The sequence below is a fragment of the Mycobacterium colombiense genome, from assembly GCF_003284975.1.
GTDB classification, from domain to species: Bacteria; Actinomycetota; Actinomycetes; order Mycobacteriales; family Mycobacteriaceae; genus Mycobacterium; species Mycobacterium europaeum_A.
The window spans coordinates 1-16,195 of sequence record NZ_QMEU01000054.1; the positions used below are offsets into that span (position 1 = coordinate 1).

The window sequence follows — 16,195 nt, forward strand, 5'->3', positions numbered from 1 at the left end:
GACGATCGCGATGGCCGCCGGGGCCGCTCGAGACCGCCTACGACGAGCCCGCGACCGCATCGCGGGCGATTAAGGCGTTCCGCCGGCTCAGCTCCGGGCCGGCCGGCAACAGCGTGAGCAGCGGCCACGGCGCCGGGGCCGCGTCGGTGAGACCGAGGTCGTGCGCGGCGTCGTCGTCGTGAACGGCGAACCGGACGCCGGTGTCGGTGATCAGGTAGCGGGTGCCGGTGCTGTCGCCCGCCCGCACGTAGGCGCTTCGCCCGGCCGGAACATACGCGGCGTCCAGCGCGGGGCCGTCGCCGTCGGCTTGCGCCAAGGCCACTGGCGTCCGGCCGGCCGGGATGGGCAGCCCGGCCCGCGCCAGGAAGGCGACGCCGGTTCGCTGACCCTCCCAGCTCGCGCACAACGTGCCGGCGGGATCTGAGAGCGTCGGCGGCCGGTCGGGAAAGAGGCCGACCGGCAACTCGGTGACGACGGGAGCGGACCGGATGGCGTCGGGGGCGACGGTGACGGCGTTGGTCGTGCCCTGCGGGTTGGACAAGCGCAGCAGGTCGGCGGCCACCTGGCCGATGCGTTGCACCCCGGCGGCCAGCACCGCGTAATACTCGTCGCCGTCGGCGCGTGTGATGCGAAGCACACTGCCGACCGGAAGCCCAGGCAGATCCGGCACCTTGACGCCGCTGCCGCGGATCCGCGGCGGCGCGATCGGCGGCGCCTCCGGCACGGCGTTCAGCAACGCTGGTGAGACGGTCACCGGCGCCCGGCGCTCGAGGCGCAGCGCGCGCACGACAGCAGCGTCGTCGAGATTCACCAGCGCGCGGTGGCCGTCGTAGAGCAAATAGGCCGGCGAACCCGCGGCGGTCGCTACCAGGATCGCTTCCCCGCCGGGCACCCGGTGCGCCGGTGGCGCCTGGGACTGTGGGCCGATGATGACGGCCGTGGCGGTGCCGGCGCCGGTGCTAGCGCATATCGCCCAATCCATCTCGTCCGGGGACAGCGGCCTGCCGAGAGACTCCGGTGCGCCCGGAATGCCCAGCAGCGGACCGCGTTTGGTGGCGCTCAAATCGGAATCGGTGACCGGCTGGGGGTCGGCGGCCGTCGCCGCGATGAGCCGGGCCGAAGCCAGGTTGAGCACCGGATGCCAGACGTCGCCCACCCGGACGAAGAGGGCACCGGATTCACGGCTCATCACGATCGGCGCGCGGTCGAGCGCCACGTGTGGTCGCAGGACCGCCAGCAGCGCGCAGCCGGCCACGGCGACAGCGGTGACTACACAACCGCACAGCAGCGACGCCCGGCGCCCACGCGACCCGGGCCAGGCCGCCGCCACCCCCTCGCCCAACAACGCGCCTTCGAGGCGCCGCAGCAAATATCGGTGGGCGCTGACGTGTAGCCATGTGGCCGGCCGAGGCGGCACTAGATCTCCTCATCCGATCAATCCGTCGACGCCCACGGTACGGCGCCGTTTCGCACCGTCGGAGCGGTTATCCACAGGTCGTGGGCGTTTCGGTTGACCAGAAATTGGGTAAAATCGCCCGGTGAAAAATCACCGCACACGTACCCCTCGGGCGGGCACCGCGCGGTCAGCGGGCCGCTTGCTCGGTCTGGGTGCGTCTGCCCTGGTTATCGCCGCCGGCCTGCTCGCAACCCCCGCCGCGGCTCCCAAGGCCTCCGCCTTCGACTGCCCGGACGTCGAGGTCATCTTCGCCCGGGGTACCAACGAGCCCCCCGGCCTGGGCCGGGTCGGCGACGCCCTGGTGGACTCGCTGCGCCAGCAGACGGGCGGCCTGAACATCCTGCCGTACGGGGTGAACTACGCCGCCAGCAAGCTGCAGCTGCACGGCGGCGACGGTGCCAACGACACCATCGACCGGGTCAAGAAGAGCGTGGAAACCTGCCCGAACACCAAGATCGTGCTGGGCGGCTACTCGCAGGGCGCCTCGGTGATGGACATCGTGGCCGGCGTCCCGATCGGCGGCATCAGCTGGGGCAACACCCTGCCCGCGCAGTACGCCAACAACATCGCCGCCGTCGTGACCTTCGGTGACGTGGCCGACCGCGCCGGAGGGTCGCTACCCACCAAGAGCGCGATGCTGGGCACCAAGGCCGCCGACTATTGCAACCCCAACGACCCGATCTGTCACGCGGGCGAGGGCAACGAGTGGAGCGGGCACACCGAGGGCTACGTGCCCGTCTACACCACCCAGGCGGCGGCGTTCGTCGCGCAGAAGCTGGCGGCCGCCGGCCTCGGCCAGCAGTCGCCCGCGTTCGGTCCCCCGCTGGGTCCGCAGACCCCCGGCTACGGCCAGCAGTCGCCGGTCAACGGGCAGACCCCCGGTTCGGGCCCGTCGATTCACGACGGGAGTCCGGGGCCCGCTACCGGCCCGGTCGTCCCGACCACGGCCGCACCGCAAGCACCTCTCGTCTAAATCGTTACCGTCGGGTTATCAACGCCCCCTTAACATCGCTGTGTGAGGCTTATCCCGTTAGGGCTGGGCATCGGAATTGGCGCGACGGGCGCGTTATTGATTGCCCCCCAATTGGTTCCGCATGCGTCGGCATCGTGCCCCGGCGTTGAAGTGGTGTTTGCCCGCGGCACCGACGAGCCGCCCGGTGTCGGCAAGGTGGGCGGTGCCTTCGTCAGCTCGTTGCGCGAGCAGACCCGCAAAAGCGTTGGCGCATACGGGGTGAACTACCCGGCAAGCAAAGACTTCCTGGCCGCCGCCAACGGCGCCAACGACGCCAGCACCCACATCCAGCAGATGGCCGCCAACTGCCCCGGCACCAAACTGGTGCTGGGCGGGTACTCGCAGGGTGCCGCCGTCGTCGACATCGTCACGGCCGCACCGGTGTCCGGCCTCGGCTACCGCCAGCCGCTGCCGCCCGCGGCCGCCGATCACGTCGCCGCGGTCGCGCTGTTCGGCAACCCGTCCGGCCGGGCCGGTCAACTGATGAGCGCCCTGTCCCCCAACTTCGAGGGCAAGACCATCGACCTGTGCAACCCGGGCGACCCGATCTGCTCGTCGGGCCTGCAGTGGAGCTCGCACCTGGGCTACGTGCCCGGATTGACCAACAAGGCAGCGACTTTCGTGGCGGCCCGGGTCTAACGGGACCGGATGTCGCGGGTGATCAGGTTGCGCGCGGCCAGCTGGTCGTCGGGCGGGTAGTCCACGGCGACCAGCGACAGCCCGTGTGCGGGCGCTGCGGCGAAGTCGCTGGATCGCTCGGTGGCACCGAGCAGTCCGCGGCAGTAGGACACCGGGCGGCGGTGTTCGCCGACGGCCAGCAGCGCCCCGACCAGCGAGCGCACCATCGACCAGCAGAACGCGTCGGCGCTGACCTGCGCGGTGATCAGGTCACCGTCGCGGGTCCAGTCCAGGCGCTGCAGATCGCGGATGGTGGTGGCGTTTTCGCGATGACGGCAGAACGCGGCAAAGTCATGCAGTCCCAACAGGTCTCGCGACGCCGTCGCCATGGCCTCGACGTCCAGGGGGCGCGGCCACGCGGTGACGTAGCGGGCCTGCAGCGGCTGCACCCCCCAGGGCGCCGTCGAGAGCCGGTACACGTAGTGGCGACGCAGCGCCGAGAACCGTGCGTCGAAACCCGCTGGCGCGCGGGTGATGTCGACGACGCGGACGTCGGTGGGCAGGAATCGGCTCAGCCGGCGCAGCAGCGGCAGGAACTCGGGCTCACCGACGTGCGGTGCGCGCGGGTAGGCATTGGGCAGCGCGTCGGCCGGCACGTCGACGTGAGCCACCTGCCCGGTGGCATGCACGCCGGCGTCGGTGCGGCCCGCCGCGCGCAGGCGCACCGGCGTGCGAAACACCGTCGTCAGCGCCTCGTCGAGAATCCCGGCCACGGTCCGCTGGCCGGCCTGAGTGGCCCAGCCCGCGAAACCTGTTCCGTCGTAGGCGATATCGAGCCGCAGACGGACCTGAGAATCCGAGTTGCTAACTCTCGTCAGCCTCGTCAGCCTCTTCGGCCTTCTCGGCCTCGGCCCGCGCCTCGATGGCCTCGTCGTGCTTTTCCTCGGCGGCGGCCTCCGCCTCCGTGGCCTCCGAAACCTCGGGCGCCTCCGTGGTCTCCTCGGCCGTGGCCTCCTCGGCCGTCGGGCCGACGGCTTCGGAGGGCTGGACCGCAGCCTGAGGTGCCGCCGCAGCCGCGACCGGGGCGTCGGCCTTCTTGGCAGCCTTCACCCGTCGCGCCCGATCGGCCTCGGAGGTGACCGTCTTCTCCCGCACCAGCTCGATCACGGCCATGGGGGCGTTGTCGCCCTTGCGCGGCTCGACCTTGATGATGCGGGTGTAGCCGCCGTTGCGGTCGGCGTAGAACGGGCCGATCTCCGCGAACAGGGCGTGCACCACGTCCTTGTCGCGGATCTTCTTCAGCACCTCGCGACGGTTGTGCAGCGCACCCTTTTTCGCGTGCGTGATCAGCTTCTCCGCGTACGGCCGCAACGCCCGCGCCTTGGGTTCGGTCGTCTTGATCCGGCCGTGCTCGAACAGGGAGGTGGCCAGGTTGGCGAGAAGCGCCTTCTGGTGCGAAGACGACCCGCCGAGGCGAGGTCCCTTGGTGGGCTTGGGCATTGCGACTATCTCCTTGAAGTGGCCGGCCCCCGTATCAGGTAGGGCCGGGACGGACGTGCTTGTCGGTGTCCGGTTCCTCAGCGGCCGGTCCTGGCCGCATCGTCACCGAGGCCTTTACAGCTGTTCGGTTTCGGCGTAGTCCTGGTCGTCGTAGGACGCCTCGGAAGACCAGGTGCCGGTGGCGACGTCGTAGCCCGCGACCTGCGAGGGGTCGAAGCTCGGCGGGCTGTCCTTGAGCGACAGGCCCAGCTGGTGCAGCTTGACCTTGACCTCGTCGATGGACTTCTGACCGAAGTTGCGGATGTCGAGCAGGTCGGACTCGGTGCGGCTGACCAGCTCCCCGACGGTGTGCACACCCTCGCGCTTGAGGCAGTTGTAGGAGCGCACCGTCAGGTCCAGGTCGTCGATCGGCAGCGCGAACGACGCGATGTGGTCGGCCTCGGCCGGCGACGGCCCGATCTCGATGCCCTCGGCCTCGACATTGAGTTCGCGTGCCAGACCGAACAATTCGACCAGGGTCTTGCCCGCCGACGCCAGCGCGTCGCGGGGGTTGATCGAGCTCTTGGTCTCGACGTCCAGGATCAGCTTGTCGAAGTCGGTGCGCTGCTCGACGCGGGTGGCGTCCACCTTGTAGGTGACTTTGAGCACCGGCGAGTAGATGGAATCGACCGGGATGCGGCCGATTTCGGCACCGGAGGCGCGGTTCTGCACGGCGGGCACGTAGCCACGGCCGCGCTCGACGACGAGCTCGACCTCGAGCTTGCCCTTGTCGTTCAGCGTCGCGATGTGCAGGTCGGGGTTGTGCACGGTGACCCCGGCGGGCGGCACGATGTCGCCCGCGGTGACCTCACCCGGGCCCTGCTTGCGCAGGTACATGGTGACCGGCTCGTCCTCCTCGGACGACACCACCAGGCTCTTGAGGTTCAAGATGATCGCGGTGACGTCTTCCTTGACGCCCGGCACGGTGGTGAATTCGTGCAGCACGCCGTCGATGCGGATGCTGGTGACGGCCGCACCCGGAATCGAGGACAGCAGCGTGCGGCGCAACGAGTTGCCCAGGGTGTAACCGAATCCCGGCTCCAGCGGCTCAATGACGAACTGGGAGCGGCTGTCGGTGAGGACTTCCTCCGACAGGGTGGGTCGCTGAGAGATCAGCATGGTGTTTCTTCTTCTCCTTCTCGGCACCCGCTATTTGATGCCGCGGTGTTGTCTCGCGGTGACCCGCTGCGCCCGGCTTCGCCGCGCTTGCGATCCCCGCAAGTTTTCGAGCCGGCCGGCTCGAAAGTCTCTTACTTCGAGTAGAACTCGACGATGAGCTGCTCGGCGAGCGGCACGTCGATCTGCGCCCGCTCGGGCAGCTGGTGCACGAGGATGCGCTGACGCTCCCCCACCACCTGCAGCCAGCTCGGGATCGGGCGGTCGCCCGCGGCCTCCCGCGCGATCTGGAAAGGCACGGTGTTCAGCGAGCCGTCCCGCACGTCGATGATGTCGTACTGCGACACCCGGTAGCTGGGCACGTTGACGTGCACGCCGTTGACGCTGAAGTGTCCGTGGCTGACCAGCTGACGCGCCATCCGGCGGGTGCGTGCCAAACCGGCGCGATACACGACATTGTCCAACCGGCTCTCCAGGATGCGCAGCAGCTCTTCACCGGTCTTGCCGGGCTGGCGCACAGCCTCTTCGTAGTAGCGACGGAACTGCTTTTCCATCACGCCGTAGGTGAAGCGGGCCTTCTGCTTCTCCTGCAGCTGCAGCAGGTATTCGCTTTCCTTGATCCGCGCGCGGCCGTGCTGGCCGGGCGGGTAGGGGCGCTTCTCGAACGCCTGGTCGCCGCCGACGAGGTCGGTGCGCAGCCGGCGCGACTTGCGGGTGACGGGTCCGGTGTAACGAGCCATTGGGTTCTTTTCCTCCTAGACCCTGCGTCGCTTCGGGGGGCGAACGCCGTTGTGCGGCTGGGGGGTGACGTCGGAGATCGCGCCGACCTCCAGACCGGCGGCCTGCAGCGACCGGATCGCCGTCTCCCGGCCCGAGCCCGGGCCCTTCACGAACACGTCGACCTTCTTCACGCCGTGCTCCTGCGCCTTGCGGGCCGCGTTCTCGGCGGCCAGCTGCGCGGCGAACGGCGTCGACTTCCGCGACCCCTTGAACCCGACGTGACCCGACGACGCCCAGGCGATGACGTTGCCCTGCGGGTCGGTGATGGTCACGATCGTGTTGTTGAACGTGCTCTTGATGTGGGCGGCGCCGTGCGGGACGTTCTTCTTTTCCCGGCGACGGGTCTTCTGCCCCTTCTTGGGGGCGGAGGCTGCCTTCTTGGCTGGTGGCATGGGGGGTTACCTGGCCTTCTTCTTGCCGGCGATGGTGCGCTTGGGGCCCTTGCGGGTGCGCGCGTTGGTCTTGGTCCGCTGGCCGCGCACCGGCAGGCCGCGGCGGTGCCGCAGGCCCTGGTAGCAGCCGATTTCGATCTTGCGCCGGATGTCGGCCTGAACCTCGCGGCGCAGGTCACCCTCCACCTTCAGGTTCGCTTCGATGTAGTCGCGCAAGTGGGTCAGCTGGTCGTCGGTCAGGTCCCGGGTGCGCAGGTTCCGGTCGATCCCGGTGGCTTCCAGGATCTCGTTCGACCGGGTGCGGCCGACGCCGAAAATGTAGGTCAGGGCGATCTCCATCCGCTTGTCGCGCGGAAGGTCGACGCCTACTAGTCGAGCCATGGGTGGCGTTTCCTCTTTTTTCTAGGCGGAGGTCTGTTCCCAGCCCGTTCCCTGCCCAAAAAACAATTTGGGCTCAGGGCCCGGCCTCCGACCGGGCGTGGATGAGCGACGCTGTTCGTCTTTTTTGGCGCTTGACGCGCCAGGCAGCTCAGTGGTGCTGGGAGGTCTGCATTCAGTTGTGTCGGTGCTGGGGCCGATCAGCCCTGGCGCTGCTTGTGGCGCGGATCGGAGCAGATCACCATGACCCGCCCATGCCGACGGATCACCCTGCACTTGTCACAGATTGGCTTGACGCTCGGGTTCACCTTCACGGCTGTTCGATCCTGTTCTGTCTATTCGTAGGTTGTTGGAGCTCAGGCGCGGTCACTTGTACCGGTACACGATGCGGCCGCGGGACAGGTCGTAGGGAGACAGCTCCACCACCACCCGGTCCTCCGGCAGGATGCGGATGTAGTGCTGCCGCATCTTGCCGCTGATGTGGGCAAGCACCTTGTGACCGTTCTCCAGCTCAATGCGGAACATAGCATTGGGCAGCGGCTCGACCACCCGGCCTTCCACCTCGATGGCGCCGTCCTTCTTGGCCATAACTAGTTAAGAATCCTCGTCATATAGTTTCGTTCTCGTCTGCGCCTAGTCGACGCGACAGTGCACCGACTTGGAACGTGAGCCGGTGACAGGAAATTCCTAGGGACTTGGCACACAAAAAGCCGGCGCGGATGCCGCACCGTTGTTCCACGATACCTGGTCATTGCCCTCCACCAAAATCGCTGTCGGCGGAACGCGGCCCGACTCTCGACCTCCCGGGCGGACCTCCCGCACGGCCGCTGACGAGCGCATACTTAACGCCGATGACTAACCCCTCGGCCCCCTCGGGCCCGCCAGAGGCCGCAGCCCTACCGCGCAAGCCCGTCATGCTGACCGTCGACGACGATCCCTCGGTGTCCCGGGCGGTCGCCCGCGACCTGCGCCGCCACTACGGCGAGGAGCACCGGATCGTGCGCGCGGAATCCGGGCCAGACGCCCTGGGCACGCTCAAGGAGCTCAAACTGCGCGGCGAGACCGTCGCGCTGCTCATCGCCGACTACCGGATGCCGCAGATGAGCGGCATCGAGTTCCTCGAGCAGGCGATGGACCTGTATCCCGCGGCCCGCCGGGTGCTGCTCACCGCCTACGCCGACACCCACGCCGCCATCGACGCGATCAACGTCGTCGACCTGGACCACTACCTGCTCAAGCCGTGGGATCCCCCGGAAGAGAAGTTCTACCCGGTCATCGACGGGCTGCTGGACGCCTGGCGCGCCGCGCCCGAGCACCCGATCCCGCACACCAAGGTGATCGGCCACCGCTGGTCGGCGCGGTCGTGGCAGGTCCGCGACTTTCTGGCCCGCAACGGCCTTTACTACACCTGGTTCATGGCCGACGAGCCCGCCGGCGAGCGGCTGCTCAGCGCGGCGGGCGAGGACGGCAGGCGACTGCCGGTGGTCATCACCCAGCGCGGCGACACCCTGGTCGAGCCCACCGATGCGCAGCTGGCCGAGACGCTGGGCCTGACCACCACGCCGTCGCAGGAGTTCTACGACCTGATCGTGGTCGGCGGTGGGCCCGCCGGCCTGGCCGCCGCCGTGTACGGCGCCTCCGAGGGGCTGCGCACGGTGCTCATCGAGCACATCGCCACCGGCGGCCAGGCCGGGCAGAGCTCGCGCATCGAGAACTATTTGGGCTTCCCCGACGGGGTCTCGGGCGGGCAGCTGGCCGACCGGGCGCGGCGGCAGGCGGAGAAATTCGGCGCCGAGCTGATCACCGCCCGCAAGGCCGTCGCCCTCGAGGTGAACGGATCCAAGCGCACCGTGCGGTTCGCCGACGGCGGGTCGATCGACGCGCACGCGGTCATCCTGGCCACCGGAGTGTCCTACCGCCAGCTGCAGGCCGAGGGCTGCACCGAGCTGACCGGCTGCGGCGTCTACTACGGCGCGGCCATCTCGGTCGCCCCGGAGTGCGAAGACGAAGAGGTCTACGTGATCGGCGGGGCGAATTCGGCCGGCCAGGCCGCGATGTACCTGTCGCGGACGGCCAAGTCCGTCAACATCGTGGTGCGCGCCCCGTCGCTGGCGGCGTCGATGTCCTACTACCTCATCCAGCAGATCGAGGCGAACCCCAAGATCAACGTGCTGACCTGCACCGAGGTGCAGCGCGCCACCGGCGACGGCCACCTCGAGCAGCTGAGGTTGGTCAACAACCGCACCGGGAAGATCGAGGACGTGACCTGCGGGCGGATGTTCATCTTCATCGGCGCCGCCCCGCGCACCGACTGGCTCGACGGGGTGCTGGCCCGCGACGACCACGGCTTCATCCTGACCGGACCGGACCTGCGCAACGTGTGCGGCTGGACGCTGGAACGACCGCCGCATCACCTGGAAACCAGCGTGCCCGGCGTATTCGCCACCGGCGACGTCCGCTCGACCTCCGCCAAACGGGTCGCCGCCGCCGTCGGTGAAGGGTCGATGGCCGTCATGCTGGTCCACCGCTACCTGGCCGAATCATGACCGCCAGCGAATCGCGGCCCATGCCCTGTCAGCCCGACGAGCTGCGCAGCCTGTTCCTGTTCGAGGCGCTGACCGACGAGCAGCTCGCGGTGTTGTGCGCCAACGGCCACATTCAGCACTACGAACCCGGCCCGATCTGCGTCGAGGGCGAGCCCGCGACCTGCTTCTACGTCCTGATCGACGGGGAGCTGACCATGAGCAAGCTCTCCGGCGGGCAGGACATCGAGACCAACCGCACCTCGCAGCGCGGCGTGTATTGCGGGGCGTGGCGGGCGTTCACCGGCGGCAAGCAGAAGAGCTACGACGCGTCGGTGCACGTAACCAAGCCGTCGCGCTTCTTCGTGATGGACGCGCCGGTGTTCGCCCAGTTCATGAGGGACCAGTTCCCGATGGCGGTGCACCTGCTCGACGGCATCGCCGTCGGCACCGACCGGACCCGCCGGATCATCGACAACCGGGAGAAGTTGCTGGCGCTGGGCCGGTTGTCGGCCGGCCTGACGCATCAGCTGAACAACCCCGCGGCGGCGATCTCGCGGTCGGCGGCGGATCTGCGCGAACGGGTGGCCAACATGCGCCACAAGCTGGCGATGCTGGCCGACGGCACTATCACCCCCGAGGCGCTCAGCGCCTTGGTGCGGCTGCAGGAGAGGGTCGCCGAGCAGGTCGCCAAGTCCGCTGCTCCAGGATCGGGGCAGCACTTGAGCGCGCTCGAGACCTCCGACCGCGAGGACGCCGTCGGCGACTGGCTGGAAGCGCACGGCATCGACGGCGGGTGGGACATCGCGCCGACCTTCGTCGAGGGCGGCGTCGACACCGATTGGCTGGAGCGGATCTCCGCGGTCACCGAGGAGCTCGCATCGACATCGCTGGAGCAGGCGATCCGATGGATCAACTACACCATCGAGAGCGAGCTGCTGATGAATCAGATTCTGGAAGCCAGCAAACGGATTTCGGCGCTGGTCGCCGACGCCAAGCAATATTCGCAGATGGATCGCGCCCCGTTCCAGGTGACCAACGTGCACGATCTGCTGCGCAGCACCCTGGTGATGTTCGCCGACCGGTTGACCAAGGACGGCGCCAAGCACGCGAAGGCGATCACCGTCGTCAAGGACTTCGATCAAACCCTTCCCGAAATCCCTTGCTATCCAGGCGATCTCAATCAGGTGTGGACCAACATCATCGACAACGCGATCGCCGCCATGCGTGACACCGGTGGCACCCTGACCATCCGCACCTGCCGGGAGGGCGACAACCTGGCCCGCATCGAAATCTGCGACACCGGCCCGGGCATACCCGAGGACATCCGCGAGCACATCTTCGAGCCGTTCTTCACCACCAAACCGTTCGGCGAAGGCACCGGGCTGGGCCTGGACCTGGCGTTCAACATCGTGGTGAAGAAGCATCGCGGCGACCTGCGGGTGGAGTCGGTGCCCGGCGACACCCGGTTCATCGTGCTGCTCCCGCTCACGGCGCCCGTCGCCGACGTCGCGGCCACCGATCTCGACGATGCCGACGAGGATCTGGCCGTTTCGGAATAGCTTTCGCGGGGCGCAGGTTGGGAACAACCATGACCGATGCAGCGAGCAAACCCAATCTCGGCCGGTTCGGATCGTTCGGACGCGGCGTCACCCCCGAGCAGGCCAGGGACATCGAGGCGCTGGGCTACGGCGCCGTGTGGGTCGGCGGTTCACCCCCTGCCGAGCTGGCCTGGGTCGAACCCCTCCTGGAAGCGACCACGACGTTGCAGGTGGGCACCGGCATCGTCAACATCTGGACCGCTGCCGCGGGGCCCGTGGCCGAATCCTTCCACCGCATCGAGGCGGCCTACCCCGGCCGGTTCCTGCTGGGCATCGGCGTCGGCCATCCCGAGGCGCACACCGAGTACCGCAAGCCCTACGACGCGCTCTCCGACTACCTCAAGCAACTCGACGACTACGGCGTGCCCGCCCACCGCCGGGTGGTGGCGGCGCTGGGCCCGCGCGTGCTCAAGCTGTCCGCGGAGCGCTCGGCCGGCGCGCACCCCTACCTGACCACCCCCGAACACACCGCGCGGGCCCGCGAGCTCATCGGTCCGTCGGCCTTCCTGGCGCCCGAGCACAAGGTGGTGCTGACCACCGACGCCGAAAAGGCGCGGGCGGTGGGCCGCAAGGCGCTCGACATCTATTTCAACCTCGCCAACTACCGAAACAACTGGAAGCGGCTGGGTTTCACCGAGGACGAGGTCACCCGGCCCGGCAGCGACCGCCTGGTGGACGCGGTGGTGGCGTATGGCACCGTGGACCAGATCGCGGCGCGGCTGAACGAGCACCTCGACGCCGGCGCCGATCACGTCCCCGTGCAGGTCCTGACGAAGGATGAAAACCTGGTCTCGGCGCTGGCCGAACTGGCGGGGCCACTGGGGTTGAAGCAGTCCTGAGACCGTAGGGGGAGCCCAGATGACCGAGGAAGTTTCACTCAAGCCCGAACTCGGCCGGTTCGGCGTGTGGCTGCCCACCCGATCCATCTCCGCGGATTTGGCCGCGGGCATCGAATCGCTGGGGTACGGCGCAGCCTGGATCGGTGGCTCACCGGACGCCGAGCTATCCTGGGCCGAGCCGGCCCTGGCGGCGACGACGTCGCTGCAACTGGCCACCGGGATCGTCAACATCTGGACGGCGCCCGCCGGGGCCGTCGCGGAGTCCTTTCGGCGGATCGAAAGCGCCTACCCGGGAAGGTTTTTGCTGGGCGTCGGGGTGGGCCACCCCGAACACACCGAGGAATACGTCAAGCCGTACGACGCCCTGGTCTCCTACCTCGACGAACTCGATGCCGCCCTGGTGCCGACCAGCCGGCGGGTGCTCGCCGCGCTGGGCCCGCGGGTGCTGCGGCTCGCGGCGCAGCGCGGCGCCGGTGCCCATCCCTATCTGACGACGCCCGAACACACGGCGAAGGCGCGCGAGTTGCTCGGCGGGGCAGTGTATTTGGCGCCCGAACACAAGGTGGTGCTCACCACCGACGCAGAGCGGGCGCGCGCGATCGGGCGCCAGACGGTCGAGTTCTACCTGGGCCTGAGCAACTACGTGAACAACTGGCTGCGGCTGGGGTTCACCGAGGCCGACGTGCGCAAACCCGGCAGCGACAGGCTGATCGACGCGGTGGTCGCCTACGGCACGCCCGACGACATCGCGGGGCGGCTGGGCGAACACCTGCAGGCCGGCGCCGACCACGTGGCAATCCAGGTGCTCGGCGCCCATGACGAGGAAACGCTGCTACCTGCGCTGAGCGAATTGGCCGGAGCTCTGGGGCTAACCGGCGCAAACTGACCGATCGGCTCGGTTAGGGTTTGGGCATGCGGTTACTGGTCACCGGCGGCGCTGGATTCATCGGCGCCAACTTCGTGCACAGCACGGTCCGCGAACACCCCGAGGATTCCGTCACGGTGCTCGACGCCCTGACCTACGCGGGTCGGCGTGAGTCGCTGGCCGACGTCGAGGACTCCATCGACCTGGTGGTCGGCGACATCACCGACGCCGAGCTGGTGACGCGGTTGGTCGCCGAATCCGACGCGGTGGTGCACTTCGCCGCGGAGAGCCACGTCGACAACGCGCTGGAGGGCCCCGAGCCGTTCCTGCACACCAATGTCGTCGGCACCTTCACCATTCTCGAGGCCGTGCGGCGTTACGGCGTGCGGCTGCACCACATCTCGACCGACGAGGTCTACGGCGACCTGGAGCTCGACGACCCCCAGCGATTCACCGAGGCGACGCCCTACAACCCATCCAGCCCGTATTCGGCGACCAAAGCCGCCGCCGACATGCTGGTGCGGGCGTGGGTGCGCTCCTACGGGGTGCGCGCGACGATCTCCAACTGCTCCAACAACTACGGGCCGTATCAGCACGTAGAGAAGTTCATCCCGCGCCAGATCACCAACGTTCTCACCGGCCGGCGGCCCAAGCTGTACGGCACCGGGGCCAACGTCCGCGACTGGATCCACGTCGACGACCACAACAGCGCGGTCCGCCGCATCCTGGACTCCGGCGAGATCGGGCGCACCTACCTGATCAGCTCCGAAGGCGAGCGTGACAACCTGACCGTGCTGCGCACGCTGCTGCAGATGATGGGCCGCGAGCCCGACGACTTCGACCACGTCACCGATCGCGTCGGCCACGATCTGCGTTACGCCATCGACCCGTCGACGCTGTACGACGAATTATGTTGGGCGCCAAAGCATACCGACTTCGAGGAGGGTCTGCGTGCCACCATTGACTGGTATCGCGCGAACGAATCGTGGTGGCGGCCGTTGAAAGACGCTTCGGAAGCCCGCTACGAAGAGCGAGGGCAGTAGCTTGGAAGTTCGCGAACTGAAGATCCCCGGCGCCTGGGAGATCACCCCTACCGTGCACGGCGATTCGCGCGGGCATTTCTTCGAATGGTTCGCCGACAAGGGATTCAGCTCTTTCGCCGGTCACCGGCTGGACGTCCGGCAGGCCAACTGCTCGGTGTCCGCGGCGGGTGTGTTGCGCGGATTGCACTACGCCCAGGTGCCACCGAGCCAGGCCAAGTATGTGACCTGCGTTCGCGGTTCGGTGTTCGACGTGGTCGTCGACATCCGGGAGGGCTCGCCGACCTTCGGGCAGTGGGACTCCGTGCTGCTCGACGACTCCGATCACCGGACGATCTACCTCTCCGAGGGCCTGGGCCACGGCTTCCTGGCGCTGCAAGACAATTCGACGGTGATGTATCTGTGCTCGGCGGAATACAACCCGCAGCGCGAACACACCATTTGCGCGACCGATCCGGCGTTGGCCATCGACTGGCCGCTGGTGGACGGGGCGGCGCCCAACCTGTCCGATCGTGACGCCGCGGCGCCCAGCTTCGAAGAGGCGCGCGCCTCGGGGCTGCTGCCCACCTGGGAAGAGACGAAGGCGTTCGTCGACGGCCTGCGCGGCTGACCGCGCGGTGGTCACGGAGCTTGAGCCCCAACGCTCTTGGCGCTCATCGAGCGCAAAACGGCGCCGCCCTGGCCACCGGCCTGTTGGGCACATATTTAATAGCGCTGCGGTTGCGGTCACCGAATCGGGCGAGTACCGTCAACCGGCCCTCATCGCTGGCGGGTGAGGCTAAGATTGCGCCGATGATTCCGATGATGCCCAGTGCGGATGGCGGGCGACGCCGATGAAGCTCGGGCAGGTTTTCGATCCGCGAAGCAATGCGCTCAACGCGTGGCGGTTGGCGCTCGCGGCCGAGGTTATCTTTTGGCACACCTACCCGGTTCGGGGTCATCTGCCGTCACTGCGGGCCGTTCTGCAGCTACTGCTGTCCGTAGGGGTGGACGGGTTCTTCGCGATTTCGGGGTTCCTCATCACCGCGAGTTGGCTGAGCAACCCCAAGCTGCGCGCCTACCTAGCCGCCCGGGCCCTGCGCATCCTGCCGGGCTACTACGTCTGCATGATCGTGACCGCCTTCGTGTTCGCCCCGCTCAGCGTGGCGATCCAGGGCGGTTCGCCGGCCAAGCTGCTGTTCTCATTCGCGCCGTTCGAATACGTGCTGAAAAACGCCGCGGTCTTGTGGCTCAAGCCCGACGTCGGTGGCACCCCGCTCGGCATTCCCAGTGCGGGCATCTGGAACGCGTCGCTGTGGTCCCTGTTCTGGGAGATCATGTGCTATCTGGTCGTCGCCGCCATCGGCGTAGCCGGACTGGCCAACCGCAGGTGGGTTTCGCCGGTGATATTGGTGGTGGCGGCGATTGGGGCATCAATGATGCCGCCCGTCACCTTCCCCGAGGTGTTCAATCGGCCGACGGGCAACGTGGGCATCGTCCTGGTCTTCATGGCGTGCCGGGCGGCGATCATGTTCGCCGCGGGGGCGCTGCTTTATCAGTGGCGGGACGTGATCCCGGCGCGCTGGTGGCTGGTCGCCGTGAGCGTGGTGATCGTGCTGGTGGCCGGCCAGCTGCCGGATTACCGGGTGGTTGCCGCCGTTCCGCTGGCCTACGCCGTCATCGTTTCCGGGTCCCTGCTGCACAACCGGCGATTGCGATTGCGCACGGACCTGTCCTACGGCATGTACATCTATGCGTACCCGACCCAGCAGCTGCTGGCGGTCCTCGGGTTGCTCAGCCTCAATCCGATCGTGTTCTGCCTGACCGTGGCCGTGGCCACCCTGCCGCTGGCCGCTGCGAGCTGGTTCCTGGTCGAAAAGCCGGCGAGGTCGCTGAAGGCCCGGCTCAAACGGAGATCCGTCGGCTCCCGCGAGCAAGCGGCCCTGGCGATGCCGCCGGAGGTACCCGGTGCCGTTTAGCCATCGGCGTTGCAATTCGAGGACGCGAGACGCCGCGCCGCGGGCAAAGAATCGCGGGGCCACGACCTGATCGAGGCCA

18 protein-coding genes are annotated in these 16,195 nt (G+C 68.2%); 9 read left to right on the plus strand and 9 right to left on the minus strand.

Translation table 11 applies throughout. From position 1 onward, the window contains the following. Nucleotides 1-37: 37 nt before the first annotated feature. Nucleotides 38-1,417, minus strand: coding sequence for a type VII secretion protein EccB (eccB, locus tag DQP58_RS16885; protein ID WP_112709441.1), 1,380 nt, complete (start codon nt 1,415-1,417; stop codon nt 38-40). Between the two features lie 178 nt (nt 1,418-1,595). Between eccB and DQP58_RS16890 the strand changes: the two genes are divergently transcribed. Then, nucleotides 1,596-2,429, plus strand: coding sequence for a cutinase family protein (locus DQP58_RS16890; RefSeq protein ID WP_112709442.1), 834 nt, complete (start codon nt 1,596-1,598; stop codon nt 2,427-2,429). Nucleotides 2,430-2,471: 42 nt separating this feature from the next. Then, entirely contained in the window at nt 2,472-3,107 is a 636-nt protein-coding gene (locus DQP58_RS16895; RefSeq protein ID WP_112709443.1) for a cutinase family protein, read from the plus strand. Here DQP58_RS16895 and truA read toward each other — a convergent pair. The 8 genes from truA to infA form a co-directional block, all read right to left on the minus strand. Continuing rightward, a complete protein-coding gene (gene truA, locus DQP58_RS16900) occupies nt 3,104-3,973 on the minus strand; it encodes a tRNA pseudouridine(38-40) synthase TruA (RefSeq protein ID WP_112709444.1) in 870 nt (289 codons plus the stop codon). The two genes, DQP58_RS16895 and truA, sit on opposite strands and share 4 nt — an antisense overlap. Beyond that, on the minus strand, nt 3,951-4,586 hold the full coding sequence (gene rplQ, locus DQP58_RS16905; protein ID WP_112709445.1) for a 50S ribosomal protein L17: 636 nt from the start codon (nt 4,584-4,586) through the stop codon (nt 3,951-3,953). Before rplQ ends, truA begins: the two co-directional genes overlap by 23 nt. Nucleotides 4,587-4,700: 114 nt before the next feature. Beyond that, complete coding sequence (locus DQP58_RS16910) at nt 4,701-5,744, minus strand: DNA-directed RNA polymerase subunit alpha (RefSeq protein ID WP_007773471.1); 1,044 nt, start codon at nt 5,742-5,744, stop codon at nt 4,701-4,703. Between the two features lie 131 nt (nt 5,745-5,875). After that, nucleotides 5,876-6,481: a 30S ribosomal protein S4 gene (gene rpsD / locus DQP58_RS16915; RefSeq protein WP_112709446.1), complete on the minus strand. Its 606-nt coding sequence runs from the start codon at nt 6,479-6,481 to the stop codon at nt 5,876-5,878. Between the two features lie 15 nt (nt 6,482-6,496). After that, nucleotides 6,497-6,913 carry a 30S ribosomal protein S11 gene (rpsK, locus tag DQP58_RS16920; protein ID WP_008260256.1) on the minus strand — a complete coding sequence of 139 codons (417 nt, stop codon included), beginning with the start codon at nt 6,911-6,913 and terminating at the stop codon, nt 6,497-6,499. A 6-nt stretch (nt 6,914-6,919) separates the two neighbouring features. Beyond that, a complete protein-coding gene (rpsM, locus tag DQP58_RS16925) occupies nt 6,920-7,294 on the minus strand; it encodes a 30S ribosomal protein S13 (protein WP_066880444.1) in 375 nt (124 codons plus the stop codon). A 197-nt stretch (nt 7,295-7,491) separates the two neighbouring features. Beyond that, the gene (rpmJ, locus tag DQP58_RS16930) at nt 7,492-7,605 is read right to left on the minus strand and encodes a 50S ribosomal protein L36 (protein ID WP_003879483.1); all 114 of its coding nucleotides are present in this window, start codon (nt 7,603-7,605) and stop codon (nt 7,492-7,494) included. A gap of 52 nt (nt 7,606-7,657) precedes the next feature. Then, nucleotides 7,658-7,879 carry a translation initiation factor IF-1 gene (infA, locus tag DQP58_RS16935; protein WP_003418601.1) on the minus strand — a complete coding sequence of 74 codons (222 nt, stop codon included), beginning with the start codon at nt 7,877-7,879 and terminating at the stop codon, nt 7,658-7,660. 263 nt (nt 7,880-8,142) lie between these two features. Between infA and DQP58_RS16940 the strand changes: the two genes are divergently transcribed. From DQP58_RS16940 to DQP58_RS16970, 7 genes are all read left to right on the plus strand, one after another. Next, nucleotides 8,143-9,837, plus strand: coding sequence for an FAD-dependent oxidoreductase (locus DQP58_RS16940; RefSeq protein ID WP_112709447.1), 1,695 nt, complete (start codon nt 8,143-8,145; stop codon nt 9,835-9,837). Next, nucleotides 9,834-11,375 carry an ATP-binding protein gene (locus DQP58_RS16945; protein ID WP_112709448.1) on the plus strand — a complete coding sequence of 514 codons (1,542 nt, stop codon included), beginning with the start codon at nt 9,834-9,836 and terminating at the stop codon, nt 11,373-11,375. The genes DQP58_RS16940 and DQP58_RS16945 overlap by 4 nt, the downstream gene beginning before the upstream one ends. Nucleotides 11,376-11,404: 29 nt before the next feature. Further along, nucleotides 11,405-12,253, plus strand: coding sequence for an LLM class F420-dependent oxidoreductase (locus DQP58_RS16950; RefSeq protein ID WP_066866261.1), 849 nt, complete (start codon nt 11,405-11,407; stop codon nt 12,251-12,253). Nucleotides 12,254-12,272: 19 nt separating this feature from the next. Further along, nucleotides 12,273-13,139 carry an LLM class F420-dependent oxidoreductase gene (locus DQP58_RS16955; RefSeq protein ID WP_112709449.1) on the plus strand — a complete coding sequence of 289 codons (867 nt, stop codon included), beginning with the start codon at nt 12,273-12,275 and terminating at the stop codon, nt 13,137-13,139. A gap of 26 nt (nt 13,140-13,165) precedes the next feature. Then, a complete protein-coding gene (rfbB, locus tag DQP58_RS16960; RefSeq protein WP_112709450.1) occupies nt 13,166-14,161 on the plus strand; it encodes a dTDP-glucose 4,6-dehydratase in 996 nt (331 codons plus the stop codon). A 1-nt stretch (nt 14,162) separates the two neighbouring features. Beyond that, nucleotides 14,163-14,768, plus strand: coding sequence for a dTDP-4-dehydrorhamnose 3,5-epimerase (rfbC, locus tag DQP58_RS16965; protein WP_112709451.1), 606 nt, complete (start codon nt 14,163-14,165; stop codon nt 14,766-14,768). A 223-nt stretch (nt 14,769-14,991) separates the two neighbouring features. Further along, entirely contained in the window at nt 14,992-16,116 is a 1,125-nt protein-coding gene (locus DQP58_RS16970) for an acyltransferase family protein (protein WP_112709452.1), read from the plus strand. The last annotated feature ends 79 nt before the right edge of the window (nt 16,117-16,195 follow it).

Bases quoted from the DNA above. Each gene is read 5' to 3' on its own strand.
- DQP58_RS16970 (WP_112709452.1), top strand. From the start codon at position 14,992: ATGAAGCTCGGGCAGGTTTTCGATCCGCGAAGCAATGCGCTCAACGCG.
- rplQ (WP_112709445.1), bottom strand. From the start codon at position 4,586: ATGCCCAAGCCCACCAAGGGACCTCGCCTCGGCGGGTCGTCTTCGCAC.
- DQP58_RS16950 (WP_066866261.1), top strand. From the start codon at position 11,405: ATGACCGATGCAGCGAGCAAACCCAATCTCGGCCGGTTCGGATCGTTC.
- DQP58_RS16945 (WP_112709448.1), top strand. From the start codon at position 9,834: ATGACCGCCAGCGAATCGCGGCCCATGCCCTGTCAGCCCGACGAGCTG.
- rpsD (WP_112709446.1), bottom strand. From the start codon at position 6,481: ATGGCTCGTTACACCGGACCCGTCACCCGCAAGTCGCGCCGGCTGCGC.
- DQP58_RS16910 (WP_007773471.1), bottom strand. From the start codon at position 5,744: ATGCTGATCTCTCAGCGACCCACCCTGTCGGAGGAAGTCCTCACCGAC.
- rpsM (WP_066880444.1), bottom strand. From the start codon at position 7,294: ATGGCTCGACTAGTAGGCGTCGACCTTCCGCGCGACAAGCGGATGGAG.
- infA (WP_003418601.1), bottom strand. From the start codon at position 7,879: ATGGCCAAGAAGGACGGCGCCATCGAGGTGGAAGGCCGGGTGGTCGAG.
- DQP58_RS16940 (WP_112709447.1), top strand. From the start codon at position 8,143: ATGACTAACCCCTCGGCCCCCTCGGGCCCGCCAGAGGCCGCAGCCCTA.
- rpsK (WP_008260256.1), bottom strand. From the start codon at position 6,913: ATGCCACCAGCCAAGAAGGCAGCCTCCGCCCCCAAGAAGGGGCAGAAG.
- DQP58_RS16955 (WP_112709449.1), top strand. From the start codon at position 12,273: ATGACCGAGGAAGTTTCACTCAAGCCCGAACTCGGCCGGTTCGGCGTG.
- rfbB (WP_112709450.1), top strand. From the start codon at position 13,166: ATGCGGTTACTGGTCACCGGCGGCGCTGGATTCATCGGCGCCAACTTC.